At 67.7% G+C, this 23,786-nt stretch carries 25 protein-coding genes; 12 read left to right on the top strand and 13 right to left on the bottom strand.

Going from position 1 to position 23,786, the window contains the following annotated elements:
• Positions 1–218: 218 nt before the first annotated feature.
• The 10 genes from argF to TX79_RS16975 form a co-directional block, all read right to left on the bottom strand.
• Positions 219–1,130 (bottom strand): ornithine carbamoyltransferase, encoded by a 912-nt coding sequence (argF, locus tag TX79_RS17020; RefSeq protein WP_049928829.1) that lies wholly within the window; start codon positions 1,128–1,130, stop codon positions 219–221.
• A complete protein-coding gene (locus TX79_RS17015) occupies positions 1,127–2,287 on the bottom strand; it encodes a [LysW]-lysine hydrolase (RefSeq protein ID WP_049928828.1) in 1,161 nt (386 codons plus the stop codon). Before TX79_RS17015 ends, argF begins: the two co-directional genes overlap by 4 nt.
• Before the next feature lie 3 nt (positions 2,288–2,290).
• Positions 2,291–3,433, bottom strand: coding sequence for an aspartate aminotransferase family protein (locus TX79_RS17010; RefSeq protein ID WP_049928827.1), 1,143 nt, complete (start codon positions 3,431–3,433; stop codon positions 2,291–2,293).
• Positions 3,430–4,299: an acetylglutamate/acetylaminoadipate kinase gene (locus TX79_RS17005; protein WP_049928826.1), complete on the bottom strand. Its 870-nt coding sequence runs from the start codon at positions 4,297–4,299 to the stop codon at positions 3,430–3,432. Before TX79_RS17005 ends, TX79_RS17010 begins: the two co-directional genes overlap by 4 nt.
• A gap of 52 nt (positions 4,300–4,351) precedes the next feature.
• Complete coding sequence (gene argC, locus TX79_RS17000; RefSeq protein ID WP_049928825.1) at positions 4,352–5,428, bottom strand: N-acetyl-gamma-glutamyl-phosphate reductase; 1,077 nt, start codon at positions 5,426–5,428, stop codon at positions 4,352–4,354.
• Positions 5,428–6,309 carry a lysine biosynthesis protein LysX gene (gene lysX / locus TX79_RS16995; RefSeq protein WP_049928824.1) on the bottom strand — a complete coding sequence of 294 codons (882 nt, stop codon included), beginning with the start codon at positions 6,307–6,309 and terminating at the stop codon, positions 5,428–5,430. Before lysX ends, argC begins: the two co-directional genes overlap by 1 nt.
• Positions 6,306–6,470, bottom strand: coding sequence for a lysine biosynthesis protein LysW (gene lysW, locus TX79_RS16990; protein ID WP_049928823.1), 165 nt, complete (start codon positions 6,468–6,470; stop codon positions 6,306–6,308). Before lysW ends, lysX begins: the two co-directional genes overlap by 4 nt.
• Positions 6,471–6,662: 192 nt before the next feature.
• Positions 6,663–8,147, bottom strand: coding sequence for an argininosuccinate lyase (gene argH, locus TX79_RS16985; RefSeq protein WP_049928822.1), 1,485 nt, complete (start codon positions 8,145–8,147; stop codon positions 6,663–6,665).
• Between the two features lie 2 nt (positions 8,148–8,149).
• Positions 8,150–9,391 (bottom strand): argininosuccinate synthase, encoded by a 1,242-nt coding sequence (locus TX79_RS16980; RefSeq protein ID WP_049928821.1) that lies wholly within the window; start codon positions 9,389–9,391, stop codon positions 8,150–8,152.
• Positions 9,392–9,764: 373 nt separating this feature from the next.
• Entirely contained in the window at positions 9,765–10,913 is a 1,149-nt protein-coding gene (locus TX79_RS16975; protein WP_049928820.1) for a helix-turn-helix transcriptional regulator, read from the bottom strand.
• 86 nt (positions 10,914–10,999) lie between these two features.
• On the opposite strand from TX79_RS16975, the gene TX79_RS16970 reads away from it, so the two are divergent.
• The 4 genes from TX79_RS16970 to TX79_RS16955 all read left to right on the top strand — a co-directional run bounded on the left by TX79_RS16970 (position 11,000) and on the right by TX79_RS16955 (position 12,999).
• On the top strand, positions 11,000–11,197 hold the full coding sequence (locus TX79_RS16970) for a DUF7554 family protein (protein WP_049928819.1): 198 nt from the start codon (positions 11,000–11,002) through the stop codon (positions 11,195–11,197).
• Positions 11,198–11,250: 53 nt separating this feature from the next.
• Positions 11,251–11,751 (top strand): 2'-5' RNA ligase family protein, encoded by a 501-nt coding sequence (locus tag TX79_RS16965; RefSeq protein WP_049928818.1) that lies wholly within the window; start codon positions 11,251–11,253, stop codon positions 11,749–11,751.
• A 63-nt stretch (positions 11,752–11,814) separates the two neighbouring features.
• Entirely contained in the window at positions 11,815–12,168 is a 354-nt protein-coding gene (locus TX79_RS16960) for a hypothetical protein (protein ID WP_049928817.1), read from the top strand.
• Positions 12,169–12,336: 168 nt separating this feature from the next.
• Positions 12,337–12,999, top strand: coding sequence for an alpha/beta hydrolase (locus tag TX79_RS16955; RefSeq protein ID WP_049928816.1), 663 nt, complete (start codon positions 12,337–12,339; stop codon positions 12,997–12,999).
• A 12-nt stretch (positions 13,000–13,011) separates the two neighbouring features.
• Here the strand turns inward: TX79_RS16955 and TX79_RS16950 are convergent, their stop codons facing one another.
• Positions 13,012–15,213 (bottom strand): ATP-dependent DNA helicase, encoded by a 2,202-nt coding sequence (locus TX79_RS16950; RefSeq protein WP_049929251.1) that lies wholly within the window; start codon positions 15,211–15,213, stop codon positions 13,012–13,014.
• Between the two features lie 205 nt (positions 15,214–15,418).
• Here TX79_RS16950 and TX79_RS16945 point away from each other — a divergent pair, with 205 nt between their 5' ends.
• Positions 15,419–15,820: a hypothetical protein gene (locus TX79_RS16945; protein ID WP_049929250.1), complete on the top strand. Its 402-nt coding sequence runs from the start codon at positions 15,419–15,421 to the stop codon at positions 15,818–15,820.
• Positions 15,821–15,831: 11 nt separating this feature from the next.
• Here the strand turns inward: TX79_RS16945 and TX79_RS16940 are convergent, their stop codons facing one another.
• Positions 15,832–16,440, bottom strand: coding sequence for a YIP1 family protein (locus TX79_RS16940; protein WP_049928815.1), 609 nt, complete (start codon positions 16,438–16,440; stop codon positions 15,832–15,834).
• A 240-nt stretch (positions 16,441–16,680) separates the two neighbouring features.
• Between TX79_RS16940 and TX79_RS16935 the strand changes: the two genes are divergently transcribed.
• The 3 genes from TX79_RS16935 (at position 16,681) to TX79_RS20050 (ending at position 18,908) form a co-directional block, all read left to right on the top strand.
• Positions 16,681–17,877, top strand: coding sequence for a PQQ-binding-like beta-propeller repeat protein (locus tag TX79_RS16935; RefSeq protein WP_049928814.1), 1,197 nt, complete (start codon positions 16,681–16,683; stop codon positions 17,875–17,877).
• A 58-nt stretch (positions 17,878–17,935) separates the two neighbouring features.
• Entirely contained in the window at positions 17,936–18,448 is a 513-nt protein-coding gene (locus TX79_RS16930) for a metallophosphoesterase (RefSeq protein WP_049928813.1), read from the top strand.
• Positions 18,449–18,773: 325 nt separating this feature from the next.
• Positions 18,774–18,908, top strand: a complete 135-nt coding sequence (locus TX79_RS20050; RefSeq protein ID WP_268257998.1) for a DUF7859 family protein — start codon at positions 18,774–18,776, stop codon at positions 18,906–18,908.
• A 6-nt stretch (positions 18,909–18,914) separates the two neighbouring features.
• Here the strand turns inward: TX79_RS20050 and TX79_RS16925 are convergent, their stop codons facing one another.
• Positions 18,915–19,934 (bottom strand): threonine aldolase family protein, encoded by a 1,020-nt coding sequence (locus TX79_RS16925; protein WP_049928812.1) that lies wholly within the window; start codon positions 19,932–19,934, stop codon positions 18,915–18,917.
• Between the two features lie 101 nt (positions 19,935–20,035).
• Between TX79_RS16925 and TX79_RS16920 the strand changes: the two genes are divergently transcribed.
• From TX79_RS16920 to TX79_RS16905, 4 genes are all read left to right on the top strand, one after another.
• Entirely contained in the window at positions 20,036–21,292 is a 1,257-nt protein-coding gene (locus tag TX79_RS16920; protein ID WP_049928811.1) for a M14 family zinc carboxypeptidase, read from the top strand.
• Between the two features lie 55 nt (positions 21,293–21,347).
• Positions 21,348–22,094: a class I SAM-dependent methyltransferase gene (locus TX79_RS16915; RefSeq protein ID WP_049928810.1), complete on the top strand. Its 747-nt coding sequence runs from the start codon at positions 21,348–21,350 to the stop codon at positions 22,092–22,094.
• Positions 22,095–22,239: 145 nt separating this feature from the next.
• Entirely contained in the window at positions 22,240–22,533 is a 294-nt protein-coding gene (locus tag TX79_RS19440) for a hypothetical protein (protein WP_195892528.1), read from the top strand.
• A 118-nt stretch (positions 22,534–22,651) separates the two neighbouring features.
• A complete protein-coding gene (locus TX79_RS16905; protein WP_049929249.1) occupies positions 22,652–23,746 on the top strand; it encodes an aminopeptidase in 1,095 nt (364 codons plus the stop codon).
• The last annotated feature ends 40 nt before the right edge of the window (positions 23,747–23,786 follow it).

Below are 23,786 nucleotides of genomic sequence, written 5' to 3'. Positions count from 1 at the left end.
TACAACAGCACCAGTGCTGCTGGTCCCAGCAGCATCATGAGCGTAGCGAGCAGTACCCGGAACGACATCAATTGCTATCAGCGAAAACTGCGGTATAATTATGAATTTACTGAAGATGTATAATGTCTCGTATACCTACGGTTAACGCGATATTTCCCGGTTTCACGGCTTGGCGAGCTATCGGAAAACGAAGCCTGTGGCGGCCGAGTTGGCCGAGTCTACTCGAGCAGCCAACTCAACAGCGCCTTCTGCGCGTGGAGTCTGTGTTCGGCCTGCTCGAAGACGACCGAGCGGTCGCTCTCGATGACCTCGTCGGTGATCTCCTCGCCGCGGTGGGCGGGGAGACAGTGCATCACCGACGCGTCGGGAGCGTGCTCGAGCAAGTCTGCACAGACCTGGAACCCCTCGAAGTCGTTCATGCGGACGTCGCGTTCGTCCTCCTGGCCCATGCTGATCCAGACGTCGGTGTAGATGACGTCGGCGTCGGTCGCGGCCTCGACGGGATCCGTCGTGAGCGTGGGATCGCCCCCCAGGTCGCGGGCGCGCTCGAGGACGTCGTCGTCGATGCCGTAGCCTTCGGGCGTCGCCACTGTCAGGTCGATATCGGTCAGCGCGCAGCCGACGGCGAACGACTGGGCGACGTTGTTCCCGTCGCCGATCCAGGCCGCCGACACGTCCTCGAACCCACCCTCGAGTTCGCGGATCGTCTGGAGGTCCGCGAGCGTCTGGCAGGGGTGGGCGTCGTCGGTGAGGCCGTTGACGACCGGTACCGACGAGTACTCCGCGAAGACCTCGATGTTCTCGTGTTTGAACACGCGGGCCATCACCGCGTCGACGTACCGCGAGAGCGTCCGCGAGGTGTCTTTCAGCGGTTCGCCCCGCCCCAGCTGGATGTCGTCCTCGCCGAGGAAGACGGCGTGGCCGCCAAGCTGGGTCATCCCCGTCTCGAAGGAAACGCGGGTACGGGTGCTGGGTTTCTGGAAGATCATTCCCAGCGTCTGCCCGTCGAGGTCCTCGTGGTCCTCGCCGTTGCGCTGGGCGCGCTTGTACGCGTCGGCGCGATCGAGGATCGCGTGCAACTCGTCGGTCGAGACGTCGTCGATCTCGAGGAAGTGGCGTGGCTCGCTCATTCGTCGTCACCTCCGGAGAGGGTGGTCGCGACGCGCTCGAGCACGTTCACCGAGCGGTCGAACTCCGCCAGCGAGAGGCGCTCGTCGGGCGCGTGGTCGAGTTCGGAGTTGCCGGGGCCGTAGGTGACCATCGGGCAGTCCCAGACGCCGGCGTAGAGGTTCATGTCGCTGGTGCCGGTCTTGCGCAGCAGTCGGGGCTCGCCGCCTTCCTTGCGGATCGCGGCGCGGAAGGCCCGTGCGGCCTCGGTCCGGGGGCTCTCCATCACCGGCGGGATCGGCTCGTCCCAGGAGACGGTGCCGATCTCGAGTTCGGCTTCCGCGGTCTCGCGGACCGTCTCGGCGTCCAGCGACGGCGGAATGCGCAGTTGGACGTCCAGCGTCGCCTCGACGGAGAGCCCGTCGTCGCTGATCCCGCCGTCGATGTCGACGGGTTTAGCGGTGACGCGCTCGAAGACGGGCACTTCGGCGGCTTCGCCGCCTTCGTCTCGTCGGCCTGGAGGACCGACGCCGTACTCGTCGTTCTCGAAGGCGTCCTCGACGCTCGTCCACCACTCGGTCGCGTGCTGGATCGCGTTGGGTTCGGGACGCGAGGTGTGGCCCGACTCGCTCGTGGCGACGTAGGTGCCCGCGAGGAACCCGCGGTAGCCGAGCGTGATCCCCGTCGTGCCGCTGGGTTCGCCGTTGACGACAGCCTCGGGCGCGTCGCGGTCGTCGACCAGGTGGCGCGCGCCGCGGGAGTTCGTCTCCTCGCCGACGACGCCGACGAACGAGACGCCGGTGCGGACGGCCGCGACGGCCATCGCCGCCAGGGGGCCGGTCGCGTCGACGCTGCCCCGGCCCCAGAGGACGTCCTCGCCGGTCTCCGCGGCCACGTCGGCCGCGACGTCGTCCTCGTCGGCGGGCTTCTCTTCGACGGGAATCTCGCCCGGCACGGTGTCGACGTGGGAGGTCAGCAGGACCGAGTCGTCCGCCGGCGCGCGGACGTTGCCGACCTCGTCGATCCAGGCCTCGCGGTCGTGGGTCTCGAAGAACGCGACCAGCCGTTCGGCGGCTTTCCGTTCCTCGCCGCTCGGCGACGGGATCGAGACGAGATCGATCAGTAACTGGCGAGCCGTTTCCGCCGAGACGTCGGCCGTGGGATGGGTCGTTGCGCTCATGATTCAGTCGGTGGACGCGAGGACCGCTTCCAGGGCCGTCACCAGGCGGTCGGCGTGGGACTCGTCGATCACGAGCGGCGGCAGCAACCGGAGGACGGTCCGTCCCGCGGGCAACGCCAGCACCTGGTGGTTCATCGCCAGGTCGCGGGCGGCGCGGTTGGCCCCGCGTTTCAACTCGAGACCGACGAGCAGTCCCTCGCCGCGGACCTCGCGGATCTCGTCGCCGACCGCGGCCTCGAGTTCCGTCCGGAGGTAGTCGCCCATCGCGGCGGCGTGGGCGTGGTACTCCTCCTCGACCAGCGTCGAGACGGTGGCGTGGACGGCCGCGGCGACGACGGGGCCGCCGCTGAACGTCGAGTTGTGCGAGGCCGCCCCGTCGGCGATCCACTCTTGGACCGCGACGCCGCCGACGGGCAGGCCGTTCCCCAGTCCCTTCGCAGTCGTGAGGACGTCGGGCGTGACGCCGGCGTTCTGGCAGGCCCACATCGAACCGGTGCGGCCCATGCCGGTCTGGACCTCGTCGAGGACGAGCGCCGCGCCGACCTCGTCGGTCAGGTCGCGGGCCGTCTCGAGGTAGCCCGCGGGCGGGACGTTGATCCCGCCCTCGCCCTGAATCGGCTCTAAGATCACGGCCGCTGTCTCGTCGTCGACCGCGTCGGCGAGTTCGTCCGCGTCGCCGTAGGGAACGAACTCCACGTCCCCGATCAGGGGCTCGTAGGGCTTCTTGTACTTGTCCTTCCAGGTGGCCGCGAGCGACCCCATCGTGCGCCCGTGGAACGAGCGGGTCGCGGCGACGATCTTCGACTCGCCGGTCGCCGAGCGGGCGAACTTCAGCGCGGCCTCGTTGGCCTCGGTGCCGGAGTTGCAGAACCACGCGGACTCGAGGCCGTCGGGCGTCGAGGCGACGAACGCGGCGTAGGCGTCCTCGCGCGCCTGGACGGGGAACGAGGAGTCGACGAACGTCAGCTCGCCGACCTGCTCCTGGACGGCCTCGACCACGTCGGGGTGGCAGTGCCCGAGCGGCGTGCAGGCGAAACTCGCACCCGCGTCGAGGTACTCCGTGCCGTCCGCAGTGTAGAGGAACGGCCCCTCGCCGCGCTCGAGGGCGATGGGCTTGCTGCCGGAGACGAAGTCGAGGTCGCTCATCGCGCTTTCCCCTCCGCTTCGGCCTCGGATTCGTCCGCGAGCACGCCGGGCTCGAGCGTCGTGCCCTCTCCCTCGAGCGCGCTCGTGATCGGTGCGTCGGCGTTGGCCGTCGCGACGGTCACGGAGGAGGCACCGCCCTCGAGGGCCTCCTCGGCGGCCATGACCTTCTTCGTCATGAAGCCCTCGGCGGCCTCTTTGACGGTCTCGAACTCCTCGGGCGTCGCGGCCGAGTCGATCTTCGTCGACTCGTCGTCGGGGTCCTCGTAGATGCCCGAGACGTCCGTGAGAACGACCAGATCGGCCTCGAGCGCGCCCGCGATGGCCGCGGCCGCGCGGTCGGCGTCGGCGTTCACGGCGGTGTAGCCTCCGTCTTTCTCCTTCCCGAGCATCGGGACGGAGACGACGGGCGTGTAGCCGCCTTCGAGGGTCGTCTCGAGCAGGTCCGCGTTCACGGACTCGATCTTCCCCGAGTGGTCGCCGCGCTTGATCTTCTTCTTGCCGTCCTCCTCGACGCGGACGGCCGACTTGCGCTTGCCCTCGAGCAGTTTGCCGTCCGTGCCCGAGAGGCCGACGGCGTCGACGCCCTCGTTGTGCAGGCTCTCGACCAGGTCGGTGTTCAACTTGCCCGGCATGACCATCTTGAAGACGTCCATCGTCTCCTCGTCGGTAAAGCGCCCGACGACGCCGCCGGGGGTCTCGACGTAGGTCGGCTCCTTGCCGAGTTCCTCGAGCGTCTCGTCGACGGCGGTCGAGCCGCCGTGAGTCAGGACGACGTCTTCGCCGTCCTCGACGAGACTCGCGACGTCGGCGAGCGCACCCTCGGGATCGACGGCTCGTGCGCCGCCGATCTTGACCACTACGGTCACGCGAGACACCTCCAGTGCGTCATCTCAGGGTGCCTTGCTGAGCGAAGCGAGTTCATGGTGCCCCCACGGGGTGCAGCCCCGTGAACTCGAGTCCGGCGGTCTCCTCGAAGCCGAGCGCGACGTTCGCGGCGTGGACGGCCTGCCCGGCCGACCCCTTCATCATGTTGTCGATCGCCGAGAAGACGACGACGCGCTTGTTCGAGGGGTCGAGTTCGAAGCCGACCTCGGCGAGGTTCGTCCCCGCAACGGCCTTCGGCTCGGGGTAGCGGTAGACGCCGGAGCCGCCGGCGGCCATGCGGACGAACGGCTCGTCCTCGTAACACCCGCGGTAGGCTTGCCAGAGGTCGCCCTTCGAGACGGGGCTCGAGGGGAAGACGTGGCTCGTCGCGCTCGCGCCGCGGATCATGTCCACGGCGTGGCAGGTAAAGGCGACCGAGGTACCGAGGAACTGCTCGATCTCGGCCTCGTGGCGGTGGCCAGTCGGCGCGTAGGGGCGGACGACGCCCGAGCGCTCGGGGTGGCTCGACGCTTCGCCACCGCCTGCGCCGCCTTCCGACGATCCCACTTTCACGTCGACGACGATCTGCTGGTCGCCGTCGACGATACCCGCTTCGACGAGCGGGTAGAGCCCGAGGATCGTCGCGGTGGCGTTACAGCCGCCGCTCGCGATCAACTCGGCCCCCTCGAGGTTCTCCCGATTAATTTCGGGGAGCGCGTACTCGGCCTTCTCTAAGTACTCCGGCGCGTCGTGGCCGTCGTACCACTCGTCGTACTGCTGTTCGCTCTCGAGGCGGAAGTCCGCCGAGAGGTCGACGACCGTATCCGCCACCTCGAAGAACTCGTCGATCTGCCCCATGCTGACGCCGTGGGGCGTCGCCGCGAACAGGACGTCGACGTAGTCGAGGTCTTCGGGCTCGGTAAAGCGCAGGTCCGTACCGCGCAGCGGCGGGTGGACGGAGCCGACGCTCTTGCCGGCCTTCGACCGGCTGGTGACCTCCGCGATCTCGACGTTCGGGTGGCCGGCGAGCAGGCGCAGGAGTTCGCCGCCCGTGAAGCCGGAGCCGCCGATGACCGTCGCGGTGACCGTCTCGGCGCTCTCGTCCGCGCCGGTTTCGGTGCCGACCGCCATCAGGCGCTCACCTCCACTTCCTCGGCCGCCGTGGCGGCTTTCTCCTCGAGCCAGTCGACGACGGTGGCGGCGACGTCGGTCTCGACGGCACCGTCCAGCGCCTTGAACTCGACCGTGTGGTTGACCTCGTGGACCGTGTACGAGTCGCCCGTTTCCATCAGGTCGACGCCGAGCAGGCCGCCGCCGACGGCGTCGCTGGCCTTCCGCACGAGGTCGCGCGCCTCGTCGTCGATCTCGAAGGGCTCGGTCTCGGCACCCTTGGCGGCGTTGGTGATCCAGTGGTCCGACGACCGGACCATCCCCGCGATGGGGTCGCCGTCGATGGCGACCACGCGGATGTCGCGGCCCGGCTTCTCGACGAACTCCTGGACGTAGAACACCTTGTGCTCGTAGTGGCCCAGCGTCGCCTTGTGCTCGAGGATTGCCTCAGCGGCGTCCCGGGAGTCGATCTTGGCCATCAGGCGACCCCAGGAGCCGACGACCGGCTTCAGCACGCAGGGGTAGCCGAAGTCCTCGATGGCCTCCAGCGCGGACTCCTTCGTAAAGGCGACTTTCGTCTCCGGCGTCGGGACGCCGGCCTCCTCGAGCGCGAGGCTGTTCTTGACCTTGTCGGCGCAGATGTCCGCCGTCTCGTGGCTGTTGACCACGGGGATCCCGTACGCCTCGAAGAACGTCGTGGCGTACAGGCTCCGGCTCGTGGCGAGACAGCGGTCCACGACGACGTCGAGGTCCCCGAACTCGTCGGGCGCTGCGCCGACGTCGAACTCCTGCTTGCGGACGTCGATCTTTTCGACCTCGTGGTCGCGCTCGCGCAACTCGTTCAACAGCAGCTTCTCGTCCTTGCGGATCCGTGAGTAGAGTATTCCTACCTGCAAGGTCACTCACCCCAGTCCTCTTCGAGCTCCGGGGCTCGCTCGAGGACTGGCGGCTCGGTGTCGACGACTTCCAGCTCGGCACCGCAGGTCGTACAGTCGACTATCTCTCCCACTTCCAGATCGTCGTGCAGGGACACGTCCGCCCCACACTCGACGCATTCGGTCATTGTACCCCTAACTCGGAGCCGATAACCCTTAAAGGCTTCGAAATTATCAGAACAATTATACGACGCAGACTATCCACTACGGGTATGAAAAGGCCATTTTCCGGCAGATTTTGTTTTACATATCATCTGATAGGTAGTCCGTCCCCTCGCGGGGACGGCGGGAACGGCGGTCGCGGTTCCGGGCGTCGAGCGTCACACATACCCGTTCACCTCCTCGCGCAGGGCCGCGTGTGCGTCCTCGAGCGCGTCCTCCGTCGCCGCGAGTCGATCGCGGTCGGCCTCGAGCGACGCCGTGGCCGACTCGAGCTGGTCGGCGACGGCCGCGGGCGCGGGGCCGCCCTGCGAGTCGCGGCTCGCGACGCTTTCCGCGGGATCGAGGGCGTTCTCGACCGCCTCGGGGTCGACGAACGACTCGAGGGGTTCTCCCAGGACGTCCTGGGCGGCGGCCTCGAGGGCGTCGTAGTCGGCCCCGTTTTCGGCCGCGACGGCGACCATCTCGTGGGCCGTGCGGAAGGGGAGGCCGTTGGCCGCGAGCAGGTCGGCGACGCCGGTCGCCGTCGAGAACCCCTCGCCGGCTTCCGCCGCGAGGGTTTCCTCGTTCCACGTCGCGGTGGCGACCGCGCCGGCCGCGACCTCACTGGCCTCGGTCACCGCGTCGACGGTCTCCCAGGCGTGGCTCGTCGCCCGCTGGAAGTCGATGTTGTACGCGCGGGGCAGCCCCTTCAGCGTCGTCGTCAGGCCCTGGACTCCGCCCGCCGCGTCGCCCGCCGTCGCGCGGACGAGTTCGAGCGTGTCCGGATTCTTCTTCTGGGGCATGATCGACGACGTCGAGGAGTAGTCGTCCGCGATCTCCACGAAGCCGCGGTTCGCGAAGACGATCAGGTCCTCCGCCAGCCCCGACAGCGTCGTCGCGTGCGTCGACAGCGCCTGGACCGTCTCGAGCAGGAAGTCCCGGCTCGAGGAGGCGTCCATCGAGTTCTCGACCACGCCCTCGAACCCCAGCAACTCGGCGGTGCGCTCGCGGTCGATATCGAACGTCGTCCCGGCGAACGCGGCCCCGCCCAGCGGCGACTCGTTGATCCGATCGTACGCCTCGAGCAGTCGCGCCGTGTCACGGCGGACGGCGCTTTCGTAGGAGAGTGCCCAGTGAGCGACGGTGATCGGCTGAGCGGGCTGGAGGTGGGTGTAGCCGGGCATGATCGTCTCCTGGTGTTCCCGGGCTAGCTCGAGCAGCGACTCGCGCAGCGCGAGCGTGGTCTCCACGGCCTCGAGGACGTCCTCGCGCAGGCGGTAGCGGATGCAGGCCGCGACCTCGTCGTTACGCGAGCGCGCGGTGTGCATCTTGCCGCCCTGTTCGCCGATGCGTTCGATGACGGCCGTCTCGATGGCCTCGTGGACGTCCTCGCCGTCGGGTAAGGAGCCGTGGCCGTCGACCTCGATGGCGTCCAGGGCCGTGAGGATGTCGCCGGCCACGTCGTCCTCGATAATGCCCTGTTCGGCGAGCATCACGACGTGCGCGCGATCGACCTCGAGATCGGCCTCGAAGATCCGCCGGTCGGCCTCGAGCGAGGAGAGGAAGCTCCGGGCGGGGCCGCCGCTGAACCGGTCCCGCCGGACGACGCCCTCGCCGTCGCCGTCGGCCGCGAACCCGTCGTCGTGAGCGCTCTCCTCGGTCATCGTTACTGCTCGTCTTCGGTACCGCTACCGTCGGTAGCGATCTCGGGTTTCTCTGCGCTCTCGGCGTTCGCAGCGATCGCTTCGTTGGCGAGGCGACGCTGGAAGCCGTGGTACTTCGCAACGCCAGTGGCGTCCTCCTGGGTGATCTTGCCGACCGTCTCCGTGTCGAAGGAGGCGTGCTCGGCCGAGTAAGCCGCGTACTCGCTGTCGCGAGCGACCGGACGCGCCTGGCCGCCCTCGAAGCGGATCGTGACGGTGCCGGTGACGCGTTGCTGCGTTTCGCCGATGAAGCCCTCGAGCGCGTCCACCAGCGGCGCGTCGATCAGGCCTTCGTAGCCCTTCTGGGCCCACTGCTGGTCGATCTGTTGTTTGAACTGACGTTCCTCCTGCGTGAGGACGAGCCCCTCGAGGGCCTCGTGGGCGTTCAAAAGCGTCGTCGCCGCGGGGTGCTCGTAGTTCTCGCGGACCTTCAGGCCGAGCATACGGTCTTCCATCGTGTCCGTGCGACCGACGCCGTAGGCCCCGGCCACGCCGTTGAGGTGCTCGATGAGTTCGACGGGCTCGTACTCGACGCCGTCGACGGCGACGGGATATCCCTCCTCGAAGGTGATCTCGATCTCCTGTGTCTCGCCGGACGGTGCCTGCGTCCAGGCGTAAATCTCCTCGGAGGGAACGTAGCTAGGATCCTCGAGGTCGTCGCCCTCGACGGAGCGGCTCCAGAGGTTGGTGTCGATCGACCAGTCGCCGCCGCTGCCGCCCTCGACGGGCAAATCGCGCTCGGCGGCGTACTCCTGCTCCCACTCGCGGGTCAGGCCGAGTTCGCGCACGGGCGCGATGACCTCCAGATCGGAGTCGCGCCAGACGGCCTCGAACCGGAGCTGGTCGTTCCCCTTGCCCGTACAGCCGTGGGCGATGCCGTCGCAGTCCTGCTGTTCGGCGACCTCGAGGATCGCCTTTGCGATCACCGGGCGCGCGAGCGCCGTACCGAGCGGGTAGCCCTGGTAGGTCGCGTTCGCGCGAACGCTGTCGAGACAGAGTTCGGCAAATTCCTCCTTGGCGTCGACGACGTAGTGCTCGAGATCGAGCGCGTCGGCGGTCTCCTCGGCCTCCTCGAACTCCGAGGCCGGCTGGCCGACGTCGACCGTGACGCCGACGACTTCGTCGTATCCGTACTCCTCCTCGAGCAGCGGAACGCAGACGGTCGTATCCAGCCCACCCGAGAACGCAAGTGCCACGCGTGTCATGTCGTACTCGACTCCAATCCAAGAACAGACTTAAATTCGTCGGTTTTGGTTTAGAAATTAAAGAATAGAGCGTATGCTAACCGAGAAATTTGCATTCTCGGGAACTGTGGAACGGTTCGATCGACCGGCGATGAGAGTGTAGTATAGTACGGGCTCAAAGGCCCGGTCGTCGCGGTCGCCGCGGCCGCCGCGGAGAAACAGTCCCGTCGGTATCGGAGCCGGCAAGCGCGGGTCCGACGACGCGACTCATTACCGGCGTTGTTGGGAGCGATCGCTATTAAGTCCTTCTGCACGGCAAGTATTGCGCCTCCGGCCCGGATTTCGCTCGGTTGCCTCGTCCGGCGGTCACGAGCGGGTCCGGCGAGACACGTCGTCAGTCGTCTTCGTCGTCTTCGCCCGCCAGCGTCAGCACGTTCTCGCGGCCGATCCGGAAGACGTCGATCTCGTCGTCCTCGCGGAGATTGCTGACCACCTGGCTCGTCTTGGCCTCGGTCCACTCCAGTTCCGAGACGACCTCCTGTTGTTTGATCCGGCCACCCTTGCGCTCGAGCAACTGAAGGACGCGTTCTTCGTTGCTCAACAGTTCCGGCGGGGGGCCGTCGTGGTCACCGTCGGTGACCGCGTGGTCCGCCGTCGTCGTCCCGTCGGCCGCCGTCTCGGGCGGACGTCGCGTGGCTCCATCGCGCCGGAGCCACCAGCCCACGACGCCGAGGGCCGCGAGGCCGCCGAGCGCGCTGGCGACGACGAGCCAGGCCAGCGTCGGGTCGTCTTCGGTCTCCGTCGTCTCGACCGACGTCCCCCCGTTCTCGATCAGGACGAGCCGTGGCTGCTCCTCGGCGAACTCCGTGTTGTCGCCCTCCCAGAAGACCGAGCCGTCAGGGGGGTTGCTCGGCGCTGGATCGACCTCCTGGACGGTGTATCTGTCGGGCCAGGAGAGCTGTAACGTCGTATCGTCGACGAGGGTGAACCCGACGAGGGCGTCGCCGACCTCCATGCGGTTCAGGTGGACGTAGGCGAACGACGACCACCTGAACGAGAACTCGACGTGACCGAGGTCGACCGGCGTCGTACTGGTTTCGGTGGTCACCGAGACGTTCGACAGTTCCATCTCGCGGTCGGTCTCGTTCATCCCTGCCTCGAGGGTCTCGTTCCAGTCTGCCGCTTCGGCGGCGGCGTAGGCCTCGGGGTTGGCCTCGACGTCCTCGCTGAGGATCGCCCACTCCTCGCTACCGTTGTCGAACCGGTAATCGACGGTGAACGTCGCCGAGCCGTTCTCCTGGATGGCCACCTCGATGTGTATCTCGTCGGCGTCGTCGAGGAGGTGACTCTCCGCCGCCGTCTCCTGGGTCGTAGCGTTGCCGCCGCCATCGACCTGATCCGTCCCGTTGGCGTTCTCTTGAGCCGCGACGCTCCCCGCGCCGAAGCCGTTCCCCACGGCCGCCGACGCGAACGGAACGAACACCACCAGGCACCCAGCCACCACGAGCACGCAGATCAGGGCCCGTTGCCCCCTCGTGTCCATTACGTGGACATGTCGTAGCTGACTAAATAGGTCTTTCCGACGGCCGGGACCGAGCCCTTTTGTGTCGGCCGTTCGTACGCTCGTTCATGAACGACGAACGCGGAAAGTTAGCCGTGGAGACTCTCCTGAAGATCGTCCTCGGCCTCGTGGCAGTGTTGCTCGCCCTGCACGTCCTCGAGATCCTCGTCGGTGCCATCGTCAGCCTCATCGTGAAGATCGTGACGCCGATCCTCCTGTTGCTCGTCGCCGCCGTCGTCGTCCTCTGGCTGCTGGACTACCTGTAGCGCCAGACTCATACGTCGCTCCGTCCTAGCTCGCGTACGCGAAGTGACTTGCAGTGTACAGCGTCACCGTCCCCGTCCCCGGCCGCGTCCGTACCCTCGCGAACGACCTCTATCCGGAACTCGTCGGCTTCGACAGGGTCCGTGACGATCTCTCCTGTTTGCTCAAACGCCTCGGCGACGCCGACCACGTCTCCCACCTCCAGCAGCGAACCCACCGCGCGCTCGAGGGATCGCCCGCCGTCGAGGCCCGCATCACCGGGATCGACTACTTCGAGGACCCGCCGGTCGGCTCCGCGCCCGTCGTCTACCTCGCCGTCGAGAGCCCCGGTCTCGAGTCCATTCACCGGTCCTTGCTCGAGCGGTTCGACGCCGTCCCCGGTCTCGAGGGCACCGATTACGTCCCCCACGTGACGCTCGCCCGCGGCGGCGACCGTGCGACGGCTCGACGGCTGGCCGACCGCGAGATCGAGCCGATCACGTGGACCGTCACCGAACTCGAGTTCCGCGACGGGAGCTACGACCTGCCGGTGAGTCGCGTCTCCCTGCCGGCCTGACACGGATCGTCCGTACCGCAAGCGGCCACAAGCTATTCGACTCCCCTCTCGCTATTCGCGTTCATGCACCGACGCGCATTCGTTTCGCTCGCGGCAGTCGTCCCCCTCGCGGGATGTTCCGGTCTCCTCGGCGGTGGGGGCGTCGACACGACGCTCTCGGACGACGAACGAGTCGGGTTCGACGCGGAAGAGGGAGCCGAACTGACGGTGACGGTCGAGGTACAGGAACTCGACGAACTCGGGGACGACATCGACCTCGAGCGCCAGGCCGTCAGCCTCCGGATCGACCACGACGAGCACGGCCTCATCGACGCCTGGAACGTGGAGGACTCGGAGACGTTCGACCTCACGATCGAACACGGTGGGGCCCACACGGCGATGATCACCGGAGGGACGGCCGACCTGACGATCGAGTAGCCCCTGTACTCGGTGGCGTCGGTCCACGTCGTAGGCCGTCGACCCGGACATCGGGTCGATTTCCCGGTCACCGACCCAGAGCGTGGACTGTCGATCGCTCCTGACGGAGAAATCACAACTCCGTTTCGAAGTATTTTTACCGATTCTGTCAGTCGTTCCACACTCCGCATGGCAATCGAGATTGTCGATTTCGCGGTCGGCGACGAGACGTACGAGGGGCGGCTGAACGTACAGTCCGAGGACGCCGACGAGGGGGTCGTGATCGTCCCCGGGGCCGGCCACGGTCCGTTCGGGAACATCTTCGACGTCGTCGCGTACGAACTCGCCGGTGCCGGCAAACAGGTCTTCCGGTACGATAGCTGGGAGAGCCACGACGAACTCGAGGAGAAGACCCTCTCGGAACTCCACCGGGAGCTCGAGGCCGCCGTCGACTACCTCCGGTCGAACGGCTGTTCCTCGGTGGCGGTGATCGCCAAGAGCTTCGGCGGCGGCATCGCGCTGACCCACGACGGCGACGGGATCGAGGGCCTGCTCCTGTGGGCTCCGGCCGTCGAACTGACCGACGATCCCGCGGTCGTCGACGAACCCGACGCCCGGATCGGCGACAGCGACGAGCTCGCGATCGGCATCCCCGACCTGGACCACGTCGACGTCCCCGTGCGGATCCTCGTCGGCGACGAGGACCGGGGCGTCTCGCCCGAGGACTGCCGCCGGATCGTCGACGCCGTCGGCGAGGGCGAGGTCACGACGATCCCCGGCGAGAACCACGGGTTCAACGCGAACCGGACCGCTATCGTCGACCACACGCTCGAGTACCTGGCCGGCGAGTAGGCGACGCCCGCGTCACGGCGACGGCGGGTCGCCGTCGTAGGCGTCGTGATCGCCGTAGAAGTTCAACATCGCGAACTTGAGTTTGTCGGGCTCGATGTCGATGAGTTCCTCCCGCTCCTCGTGGGGGAACGTGCCGTTGACGCTGTACTTGCCCAGATCCGACTTCGCCGACCGGGAGTAGCGTCGATCGAGCAGCGCGCGGACGCCGACGTCCTCCGGCGATCGGAGCACCCGACCCAGCGCCTGGCGCGTCTTCCGGACGGTCGGAATCTCGACGGCGTACCGCCAGCCCGTGTCGGTTCCCTCGAACGCGGCGTCGTAGGCCTCCTGGACCGCCTCGGCCCGGTCGTCGAGGTGGGGGTAGGGGACGCCGACCACGAGGACGGTGTGAGCGTCGTCACCGTCGAAACTGACGCCCTCCGCGAGCGTCCCCCACAGCGAGGTACACAGCACCGCGCCGTCGTCGGCGACGAACTCCCGTCGGAGCTTCTCGACGGCGACGCCGGGTTCGTCGCGGTAGACCGTCGCGTCGCTCCGGCGCTCGAGTCGATCGGCGTAGCGCTCGGCCTCGCCGTAGTTGGGGAAGAACGCGAGCGTGTTCCCGGGGGTCATCCGAACGGCGTCGTAAATCGCGTCCGTGACCTCCTCCTGTACCGCGGGATCGTCCCGGTCCGACGAGAACAACGGCGGCGTCTCGACGGCGTATGTGCGCCGGTTCGCCTCGGGAAACTGGAGCCCGAAGGCCATCGTGACCGGCTCCTCGAGGCCGAGTACGTCCTCGGTGACGTCGAACGGCTGGAGGGTGGCGCTCATCAGGACCGACGCGGACACCTCCTCGAACAGCCGTCCCGTCACCTGCCGCGGGAGACAGGTGTAGAGTTCCGCGCGGCCGTAGACCTCGTCGGTGCCGGCGTCGCGGGTCACGGAGACGACCGGATACTGCCCCTCCTTGGCACCTTCGTTCATCCAGGCGCTGACGAACGCCGCCGCCTGGAGGGTCTGACACTCCGTCCGGGTGGCGGTCTCGCCCTCCCGGTAGGCTTCCTCGTACTGCTCGTCGAGGTCCTGGCCGACCTGCATGGCGGCCTCGAGGTCGTCCTCGATCCCCTGGCCCGAGTAGCGCTGGAGGAACTCGAGCGTGAGGTCGTCGCGCCGGTCCTCGTTGGCGATGGGGACGTCCTCCCAGTTCTCGCCGATCCGCTCGCGCGCTCGCGGCCCGCGGCCGCTCGCGTTACCCGCGGCGCGTTGCGCCGCGCTCTCCCCGAACCCGAACGACTCCTCGTAGGTCTCGACGAGCGCCCGGTGGAACGCCGAGAGGACGTTCGCGGCGTCCTCGGATCGGGGATCGTCGGTATCGGCGAGTTCGTCCAGCGCGGACTCGAAGGTGCGTTCGGAGCAGGTCCGTGTCGCGTGCTCGCGGGCGGCGTCCTCGACGTTGTGGGCCTCGTCGAAGACGGCGATCACGTCCTCGGGGTCGCGGCCGAGCCAGCGGAAGAACTGTTCTCGAATGGTGGAATCGAGCAGGTGGTGGTAGTTACAGACGACCAGATCGACGCCCTCGATGCCCTCCTTCAGGAGTTCGTAGCCGCAAAAGCCCTCGCGCTCGGCGTACTCGTAGATCTCCTCGGGGGTTCGGACGTCGTCGTAGAGCCAGGCGAAGAAGTCGTCGGTATCCCGCGTGAGGTTGTTCCGGTAGTACTCGCAGACGTTCGACTCCTCGAGATCCTCGAGTCGCTCCTCGATGGACTCGAGTTCGTCCATGACGGCCGAACGGGCGTCGGCCGCCGAGCCGTCGCCGTCCTGGCTCTCCGCCAGCAGTTCGCGCTGGCGGCGCTCGAGCTGTTGCTTGTCGCGTTCGGCGTCGACGAGCGCCCGCGTATTATCGCGCAGCGTCTGGCACTCCTCGTAGCCGACGTCGATGTGGCACATCTCGCCTTTCCCCTTGAAGACGATCGCCCGCAGTCGTTCCTCGCGGGTGATCGCCCGCGCCTCCTCGACGAACTGGCGCATCTGCTGGTGGACGTTCGTCGTGATGACGACCGTCTTGTCCTCCTCGCGGGCCACCTCGAGGGCGGGGACGAGCGACGACAGCGTCTTCCCCGTACCGCAGGCCCCCTCGAACAGCACGTCCTGCCCCCGGGACAGCGAGTTGTAGATGCGGTCCATCGCCTCCCGCTGGTTCTCGTAAGGCTCCTCGTAGGGGAAAAAGCGCATGTAGCCGCTCGTCTCGGACACGATACGTGATAGGTTCCCGCTGGAGTAAAAGCGTTCGTCTCCACGGGGCGGCCCGATTTACGGGCACCGGTCCGAGCGGACGCGCCCGGCGCGCCGTCGGTCGATACCGACCGTGGTGGGGGACGTCAGCCGGCCAGCGTACGCCTGCTACAGCGACATACCGATCGAGTTCGACGCCTCGAGTATGGCCATCCCCGGATACGATTCGAGCAACGTCGCGGAGTACACACTCGAGTCCGCCGGTGCGCGCGTCGCCGTCGTCGCGGGGGTCGTTCCCGAGGCGTTCGGCCTCGAGCGCAGCGCCCGCGAACCGCCGGTCGACGCGCTCTCGAGTCCCGTCGATCTCCGCGGCTTCGAGGAGCTGAAGGCGATCGAGGCCGTTCGGATCCGACTCGGCTACGACCCGTCCGCCCTGCCGCCGGGTGCGAGTCCGACCGACGTCGCCGTCGCGGTCGAGACGGACGCGGGCTGGGAGCCGCTGCGCTCGACCGTCGATCTCGAGGAGACGACCGTCGAGGCCGTGCTGAACGATCGACCGCCGGGATCGACGGTCGTGGCGGGCTACGACGACAGCGACGACGACTGACGGGACGACCGTCAGATCGCCGCCCAGAGCGCCATCGTGACGATCGCCGCGGCGACGGCACCGATCGCGGCCCGTCCAGTTGCGAGGCCGTGGGCGCGCGAGAGCCCGTGGACCCAGATGTAGACCGCCCAGACGGTCGTCGCGATGGGAAGGAGGCCGGCAACGAGCGCGAGCACCGTCGGCGGCTCGACGGAGATCGCGTCGGCGAGCGCCGCCGGATCGTCGGCCGGCACCGTCCCCTCCACGTCGACGAACGGGGTCGTCGCCAGCATCGCGAGGACGCCGAGTATCTGCGGGGCGAATCCCCAGGCCGCGACGACGCCGGTCGCGCTGAACGCGCCGTCGCCGCCGACCAGTCGTCCCATCACGAACAGGATCGCCGTATCGACGGCCCAGAGGAGGAGGACGACGACGGCGACGAGGAGCGCGACGACCGGCGCGGCGGCCGCGAGGGACCCCTCGAGGTCCCCGTGGACGACCAGTTGCCGGGTGAACGCCAGCAGGAAGGCGACCGCCGCGAGCCAGAAGCCGGCGACGGCGGCGAGCGCGTCCGTCGCGTTCGAGAGCGAGAGCGCGTTCGGTCGATCGAAGTACGCGGCGGGGTCGAAAAGCGGCGTCATCGGGGTATAGACGGTAGTAGTGGTGCTTGGTTTGGTAACTATTGTGATGCCGCTTATTCCGGCACTCCGATACGTTTCCGGACGATAGCGTCTGCCACTCCGGTGGTTCGACGGCGTTTCCGTTCGAAGCGACGGATGCCACCGCCTCACTCACTGCCACACCGTCGCAGCTGGGACCTGTTCTCGATCCAGAACGCTATCGACATTATTTAGGCGGACGGGTGACAGCGGAATACGATAATGGAACATGCAGACACGCGTCGGGAGTGGTTGACGCGGTGTGGGGCCGTAACGACCGGACTGTCGTTGATCGGTGGGTGCCTGGACGACGTGGGAACCCCCGTCGGTAACGGAAGCGACGACGCGTCGACGTCCGACGACTGGCGAATGTACGGTGGTGACCTCCAGCACACCGGGTATCGCTCCGGTATGCAAGGACCGACGGGTGACTCGGTCGAAGCGGAACCGATGGTCGAGTTCGAGCAACCGGGCGAGTCCGGACCGACGCTCGTCGACGGAACCCTCTATTTCAACACCGGGGATGGGTACGTCTACGCGATCGATCTCGAGAGCGGCGAGCAGGTGTGGCGATACGACCTCGAAAACGCCGGGTACTGGGGGCCGACGGTCCACGACGGCGTCGTCTATACGACGTTCCAACACAAGCTGTTCGCGATCGACGCCGCCGAAGGCGAACTGATCTGGGAACGCGAGGTGCTCTCGTCGTCGGTCCGGGGACGCCTCTACTCACCCCGACCGACCGACGACGGGTTGATCGTCCAGGGCGGCAACGAACTCCACCGCGTCGAGTACGAGGCGGGCGATGTGACGTCACTCGCGGAACTCGATGACGGGTGGACGAACTCTCTCAGCGCCGTCCCCGCGATCGACGACGACGCGGCGTACCTCGCGAGCGACGAAACCGTCTACGCGATCGATCTCGCGACCGGCGACGTACGGTGGGAGTTCCAAAACGAGGAGGCGATAGACCTCAGGGACTACGATCCGGTCGTGGTCGACGGGACCGTCTTCGTCGGTCCGTATGCTCTCGACATCGCAAACGGGTCGAAACGCTGGGAACTCGAGGCCGGGACGCCGCACAATCCGAGCCCGTCGGTCGACGGCGAGCACGCCTACTACAACGTCGCCGGAACGTGGCTCGCAGCCGACGTCACGACGGGTGAGACCGAGTGGACGGTCGACGTCAACCCCGATCCGCGCGGCGCGAAACCGGTGGTCACGGACGATCTCGTCTACTTCTGTCGGGGGCTCGACCTCGCCGCGATCGAAACTGATAGCGGGACGGTCCGGTGGGAGTACTACACTGACGACGTCGACATCTCCTTCTGGAATCCGTTCGTCGTCTCCGACGGCGCGTTGTACGCACTCTCTTCCGGGGGTACCTGCTACGCCTTCACGTCCCCCACCGAGGAGTGAATCCGGGGACGGATCGCGAGACGAAAGGAACCTTCCCTTGCCCGCCGAAGCGATCGATATGATCGCGATCTTCTCGGACACGCACAGCGAGCGCGACCACGACCTCGAGGGCGAGGCCCTGACCGCCGCCCGGGAGGCCGATACGGTCGTCCACGCGGGCGATTTCACGAGCGAAGCGGCCTTCGAGGCGTTCCAGGCGGAGTGCGACCGCCTGTTCGCGGTCCACGGCAACGCCGACGACGCGGCGGTCCGGGATCGATTGCCGACGAGTCGCGTCCTCGAGCGCGAGGGGGTCCGGATCGCCGTCACCCACCGCAGCGACAGCGGCGAACTGGGACTGGCGATGCTCGGGCGCTCGCGCGACGCGGATCTGGTCGTCTTCGGGCACAGCCACCGGCCCGCGGTGATCGACGCGGAGGACTGCCTGTTGCTCAACCCCGGTAGCCACGCCGATCCGCGCGGGAACCGGCCGGGCTTTGCCGTCCTCGAGGAGGGCGCGGACGGACTCGAGGGCGCGATCCGCGAACCCGACGGGACGCTGATCGAGTCGGTGACGATCGATCGAGCGTAACCGCGCTGGGTTCGAAGCGGTCAGCAGCAGGAATCGATCGGAAACAGGGTGGTCGAACGACGATGGAGGGCCGATCGGGGTGTCATGGAAGGCGGAGCGCCAGCGGAACCCACGGCAGCGTCGGGGGCCGACGTTCGGGGGCTGACGTCGGGCCGCGAGACGCAGTTACTCGTAGGTGTTCCCTGCCGTTATAGTCAGCGTAAGGTGAAAAACCGATTTTAGCTACCGACGTCTCGCCTCGAGCGACGGTCGAACGACGGCCACGTCCCGGCCCGACCGATCGGTGTCGAAACGGTTTTGCGGGCCGCCCGGGTACCGCCCCCGTATGGTCGACCTGATCCCCGACGATCCCGTCATCATCGCGATCGTCCTGATCCTCCTCGCGATTATCTTCTTCTCCTACCTGCTGCTCCGGAAGACGATCCTCGAGTTCCGCGACGGGATGCGCGGGAACCAGTAGTCCGGCTCAGGGCGAGAGCGACGCCTCGATGCGCTCGAGCGCCGGCTCGACGTCGTCGTCGGCGACGTCGCGGTGGGTGACCAGCCGGATCGTCGTCGGGCCGAACGCCGTCGCCAGCACGTCGCGCTCGCGCCAGTCCGCGAGGATCGTCTCGACGTCGAGCCCCGTTTCCGACACGTCGACCAGCACGATGTTCGTCTCCGGTTCCTGCACTGCGAGGCCGTCGATCTCCCGCAGTCCCGCCGCGAGCCGACTGGCCTTCTCGTGATCGCGCTCGAGGGAGTCGGCGTTCTCGAGCGCCCGGAGCGCGGGCGCGGCGACGATGCCGACCTGGCGCATCCCGCCGCCGAACAGCTTGCGGGTGCGTCTGGCCCGCTCGACGAACGCCTCGCTGCCGGCCAGTAGCGACCCGATCGGCGCGCCCAGCCCCTTCGAGAGCGAGCACATGACCGAGTCGACGGGGTCGGTGAGCTCCGCGACGGGCACCTCGAGCGCCGCCGCGGCGTTGAACACCCGTGCCCCGTCGAGGTGGACCGGCACGTCCCGTTCGTGGGCCGCCTCGGCCGCGGCGGCGATCCGCTCCGGTTCGATGGCGAGGCCGCCGCGGGCGTTGTGGGTGTTCTCGAGACACAGCAGGCCGGTGCCAGGCCGGTGGAGATCCTCCGCGACGTATCCCTCGGCGACGGCCTCGGGAGAGGGGACGCCGCGCTCGGCGTCGTAGGTCCGAAGTTGCAGGCCGGAGTGTTGGGCCAGCCCGCCGAGTTCGTACTTCACGACGTGGCTCTGCCGGTCGGCCAGCACCTCCTGGCCGCGCTCGGTGTGGACCCGCGCGGCGACCTGGTTGGCCATCGTTCCCGTCGGGAAAAACAGCGCATCCTCGAAGCCGAGTCGCTCGGCCGCGCGCGCCTCGAGGTCGGCCACGGTCGGGTCCTCCTCGTAGACGTCGTCGCCGACGTCGGCCGTGCGGGCCGCCTCGCGCATCTCCTCGTCCGGTTTCGTGACGGTGTCCGATCGCAGATCGATCATGGCTCGAGGTCGGTGCTAGGGGCTAAAATAGCCGACGACAGCCGGGCGGCAACTGTCGCCGAGTGGTCATCTTTTACGAGGGCTCGATTCGTGCGGGGCGTATGAACGCCGACGGCGGTCCCTCGAGCGCGGCCGGAGCCGTTCGGGAGGTCGAGACGACCGACGGTCGCCTGACGATCCGGTCGACCCATCCCGGCGGCAACGGTCGCGTCCTCGAGGTCGACGGCGACGGCTCGGGACCGACGGTCGTCTCCCTCGAGCCCGAGACGCGCGATTCGACGCGACGCTGGTTCTACTGGGACGTGGACGTCGAGTGCGAGTTCGCGGGCGACCTCGAGTTCCGCTTTCCGAACGACGAGGTAGTGGGACCCCGCGGCCCCGCCGTCCGATCCGCGATGCCCTGCGGGAGTCCGACGGCCGCGGGCGCGTGGGAGGCGTGGCGCTGGCTCGGGGCCGACGCTCGACTGGACGCCCGCGGCTTCCGGTACGCCGTTGAGGCCGGCGAGCGCGTCCAGTTCGCGCTCTCGTTTCCCTACCAGCGGGCCGATTTCGACGCGCTGGTGCTCGAGGTCGAGTCCGACCCCCGCGTCCGTCTCGAGACGCTGACGACCACGCCGTCGGGTCGCGACGTGCCCGTACTGCGACTGGGGCCGTCTGGCGAGGGAACGGCCGACGAGCCGACGGGGAACGTCGCCATCGCCGCCCGCCATCACGCCTGCGAGTCGATCGGCTCGTACGTCCTCGAGGGGGTCGTTTGCGGGCTACTCGAGAGCGATTCACTGCTCGAGACCCACCGCATACACGTCTACCCGTTCGGGGACCTCGACGGCGTCGAGCGCGGCGATCCGGGGAAACACCGCGCGCCCCACGATCACAACCGCGATTACGTCGGCCGAAACGCCGTCGCCGACCTCGAGCCGCTGTACCCGACGACCGGAGCCGTCGCCGACGACCTGCGGTCGCTCGGGGGCCTCGACCTCGCGCTCGATCTCCACTGCCCGTACAAGTGGGGCGGCGACGTCAACGATCGGCCGTTTCTCGTCCGCGAACCGTCCGACGCGAGCGATCGACTTCAGCGACTGGCGACAGCGCTCGAGACCGAAACCGAGCGGGACAGGCTGACGTTCGACGCGTCGCCGGGGACCGGTCTCGCCGCCTTCGACGGCCAGTCCGGCCTGCTGCATACCTTCTCGCGGTTCTGCGATCTGGAGGGTGCCGATCCCGCCGTTTCGCTCGAGGTACCCTACGTCGGCACGGACGCCGATCCGGTGACGCCCGCGAGTGCGCGACGGTTCGGTCGGTGTCTCGCACGGGCGTGCTGTCGGGTACTCGAGCCGGACCGAACGACTCGTACTTAAACGGCCGATATATTTCGCGAGCAGTCCTTCCTCGAGCGCGGATCGAGGAACGCGTATGACCACCGACGCGGAAGCCGGACGGGAGTCGAGCGATCGGGACACGAGTAGCCCAGGCGATTCGGTTGGAGTTGACGCGACCGATCGCTCCGAGCCCGACGGAGCCTACGAGGCCCACCTCGAGCGCAGCCGACGGAAGTGGGACCGCTGGAGCGACTGGTACGGGATGAGCGAACGCGACTTCGAGCCGATGCGCGAGGACGCGATCGATCGCCTCGAGATCGAACCGGGCGACCGCGTGTTGGACGTGGGCTGTGGACCGGGCGTGAACCTCGCGCTCCTCCGAGAGGCGGTCGGTCCGACCGGCGGCGTCGTCGCGGTCGACTACAGTCCGGAGATGGTCGCGAAAGCGCGCGAGCGGGTCGACGAGCACGGCTGGGAGAACGTCGAAGTGGTCCGCGCCGACGCGACGCGAGTCGCGTTCGACGAGCCGTTCGACGCCGCCATCGCGTCGCTCTCGCTGAGCGTGATGCCCGACGTTCGACGCGCGGTCGAGAACGTCCACCGCCTGCTCGTACCGGGCGCGCCGCTGGTCGTCTTCGACGTCAGACCGTTCCCGTCGGGGCCGGCCCGGGTCCTGAACCCGCTAGTGTGGCGGTTCCTCCGCTGGTGCGCCAACTGGAACCCGGACGACGACGTTCTCGAGGCGTTGCGGGCCACCTTCCCGGAGTGTGAGGTGTTCGAGACCTACACCGCCGGAACGACCTACACGGCGCTGTGCCGGGCGGCGGAGCCCCCGTCCTGACCGCGTCGACGCTTCCCGGGGGCCGTGGCCGTCCCCGTCAGTCCTCTCGGATCACCGCTAACCGGAACTGCTCGAACGACCGAATGACCTCGACGAACTCTCCGGGGTCGACCGGTTTTTCGAGGATCGCGTCCTCGTCCGCGTCGTGATCGAGGGCTTTCGGCGGTCGTACGCGATGGCGCTCGAGGGTGGCGACTACTTCTGGTTTGCCATCGCTCACGCGCTGGTCGCCGCCGTCACCTCGTTCGTGCTCTCGTTGCTGCTCAGTGCCGGGGGGATGGGCGTCTTCGTTGCGCTCGCTATCGCGTCGCCGGTCGCCCTCGTGTTGAGCGCGGCGACGGTTTCGTTCGTCGGCGACATCGTCGATTCGGGTGCGGGAACGCCAGGCCGACCGCCGTCTAGCGCCGTCGGCGGTGGCCCGTTCCGTCGGACGCGGTGACGGCGCGACGGTCGCCGTTCGGCTCGTCGAATCGCTCTCGTGGGCTGCTCGGGGGCGTCGATCGTCGATCGGATTTCGATTCGAAAACGGTATCCCGGCCCTCCGACACGTCTGGTGTATGGATCCACGCATTCGCGAACACGCCGAGATCATCGCGAACCACTCGGTCGACCTCCAGTCGGGCGACAACGTCGTGATCGACGCCCATCCCGTCGCCGAGGACCTCGTGGTCGCGCTCCACGAAGTGATCGGCGAGAAGGGTGCGAACCCGCTCACGACGACCAAACGAGCCGGCAAGCGCCAGACGCGTGCATACCTCCGTGCGTCCGACGCCGACGACTTCGAGACGCCCGAACACGAACTCGCGCTCATCGAGGAGACGGACGTCTACATCGCGGTTCGGGCCACCGACAACGCCACCCAGACCAGCGACGTCGATCCCGAGATTCGATCGGCCTCTCAACAGGCCTACAGTCCAATTCTCGAGGAACGACTCTCGAAGCGCTGGTGTCTCACCCAGTTCCCCGCGCCCGCGAACGCGCAACTGGCCGAGATGAGCACGGAGGCCTACGAGAACTTCGTCTGGGACGCCGTCAACAAGGACTGGGAGGAACAGCGCGAACACCAGGAGAACATGGTCGAAATCCTCGACCCTGCCGACGAGGTCCGCATCGTCAGCGGCGACACGACGGACCTGACGATGTCCGTCGACGGCAACCCGACGATCAACGACCACGGCGAACACAACCTGCCGGGCGGCGAGGTCTTTACCGCGCCGCGACCCTCGACCGTCGAGGGGGAGGTCCTGTTCGACATGCCCCTCTATCATCAGGGTCGCGAAATTACGGACGTCTACCTCGAGTTCGAGGGCGGCGAGGTCGTCCAGCACTCGGCCGCGAAGAACGAGGACGTCCTCTCTGAAGTCCTGAACACCGACGACGGTGCCCGTCGACTTGGTGAACTCGGCATCGGAATGAACCGCGACATCGACCGCTTTACCTACAACATGCTGTTCGACGAGAAGATGGGCGACACCGTCCACATGGCTGTCGGCCGCGCCTACGACGACACCGTCGGCGAGGGCAACGAGACCAACGACTCGGCGGTCCACGTGGACATGATCGTCGACATGAGCGAGGACTCGTTCATCGAGGTCGACGGCGAGGTCGTCCAGCGGGACGGGACGTTCCGGTTCGAGGACGGCGAGGTCTGAGCGTAGCGAAGACCTCGAGTCGGAACGGCGAGCATCGCGA

The organism is Halopiger goleimassiliensis (assembly GCF_000455345.1).
In the GTDB taxonomy this organism is placed as follows: domain Archaea; phylum Halobacteriota; class Halobacteria; order Halobacteriales; family Natrialbaceae; genus Halopiger_A; species Halopiger_A goleimassiliensis.
The sequence above is the reverse complement of the archived record's forward strand: the minus strand, read 5'-3'. Positions and strand labels throughout refer to the sequence as shown.

What these genes read in the sequence shown, in the direction of transcription:
- argF (WP_049928829.1), bottom strand. Translation starts at nt 1,130, where the DNA reads ATGAGCGAGCCACGCCACTTCCTCGAGATCGACGACGTCTCGACCGAC.
- TX79_RS17015 (WP_049928828.1), bottom strand. Translation starts at nt 2,287, where the DNA reads ATGAGCGCAACGACCCATCCCACGGCCGACGTCTCGGCGGAAACGGCT.
- TX79_RS17010 (WP_049928827.1), bottom strand. Translation starts at nt 3,433, where the DNA reads ATGAGCGACCTCGACTTCGTCTCCGGCAGCAAGCCCATCGCCCTCGAG.
- argC (WP_049928825.1), bottom strand. Translation starts at nt 5,428, where the DNA reads ATGGCGGTCGGCACCGAAACCGGCGCGGACGAGAGCGCCGAGACGGTC.
- lysW (WP_049928823.1), bottom strand. Translation starts at nt 6,470, where the DNA reads ATGACCGAATGCGTCGAGTGTGGGGCGGACGTGTCCCTGCACGACGAT.
- argH (WP_049928822.1), bottom strand. Translation starts at nt 8,147, where the DNA reads ATGACCGAGGAGAGCGCTCACGACGACGGGTTCGCGGCCGACGGCGAC.
- TX79_RS16980 (WP_049928821.1), bottom strand. Translation starts at nt 9,391, where the DNA reads ATGACACGCGTGGCACTTGCGTTCTCGGGTGGGCTGGATACGACCGTC.
- TX79_RS16975 (WP_049928820.1), bottom strand. Translation starts at nt 10,913, where the DNA reads ATGGACACGAGGGGGCAACGGGCCCTGATCTGCGTGCTCGTGGTGGCT.
- TX79_RS16970 (WP_049928819.1), top strand. Translation starts at nt 11,000, where the DNA reads ATGAACGACGAACGCGGAAAGTTAGCCGTGGAGACTCTCCTGAAGATC.
- TX79_RS16960 (WP_049928817.1), top strand. Translation starts at nt 11,815, where the DNA reads ATGCACCGACGCGCATTCGTTTCGCTCGCGGCAGTCGTCCCCCTCGCG.
- TX79_RS16955 (WP_049928816.1), top strand. Translation starts at nt 12,337, where the DNA reads ATGGCAATCGAGATTGTCGATTTCGCGGTCGGCGACGAGACGTACGAG.
- TX79_RS16950 (WP_049929251.1), bottom strand. Translation starts at nt 15,213, where the DNA reads ATGCGCTTTTTCCCCTACGAGGAGCCTTACGAGAACCAGCGGGAGGCG.
- TX79_RS16945 (WP_049929250.1), top strand. Translation starts at nt 15,419, where the DNA reads ATGGCCATCCCCGGATACGATTCGAGCAACGTCGCGGAGTACACACTC.
- TX79_RS16940 (WP_049928815.1), bottom strand. Translation starts at nt 16,440, where the DNA reads ATGACGCCGCTTTTCGACCCCGCCGCGTACTTCGATCGACCGAACGCG.
- TX79_RS16935 (WP_049928814.1), top strand. Translation starts at nt 16,681, where the DNA reads ATGGAACATGCAGACACGCGTCGGGAGTGGTTGACGCGGTGTGGGGCC.
- TX79_RS16930 (WP_049928813.1), top strand. Translation starts at nt 17,936, where the DNA reads ATGATCGCGATCTTCTCGGACACGCACAGCGAGCGCGACCACGACCTC.
- TX79_RS20050 (WP_268257998.1), top strand. Translation starts at nt 18,774, where the DNA reads ATGGTCGACCTGATCCCCGACGATCCCGTCATCATCGCGATCGTCCTG.
- TX79_RS16925 (WP_049928812.1), bottom strand. Translation starts at nt 19,934, where the DNA reads ATGATCGATCTGCGATCGGACACCGTCACGAAACCGGACGAGGAGATG.
- TX79_RS16920 (WP_049928811.1), top strand. Translation starts at nt 20,036, where the DNA reads ATGAACGCCGACGGCGGTCCCTCGAGCGCGGCCGGAGCCGTTCGGGAG.
- TX79_RS16915 (WP_049928810.1), top strand. Translation starts at nt 21,348, where the DNA reads ATGACCACCGACGCGGAAGCCGGACGGGAGTCGAGCGATCGGGACACG.
- TX79_RS16905 (WP_049929249.1), top strand. Translation starts at nt 22,652, where the DNA reads ATGGATCCACGCATTCGCGAACACGCCGAGATCATCGCGAACCACTCG.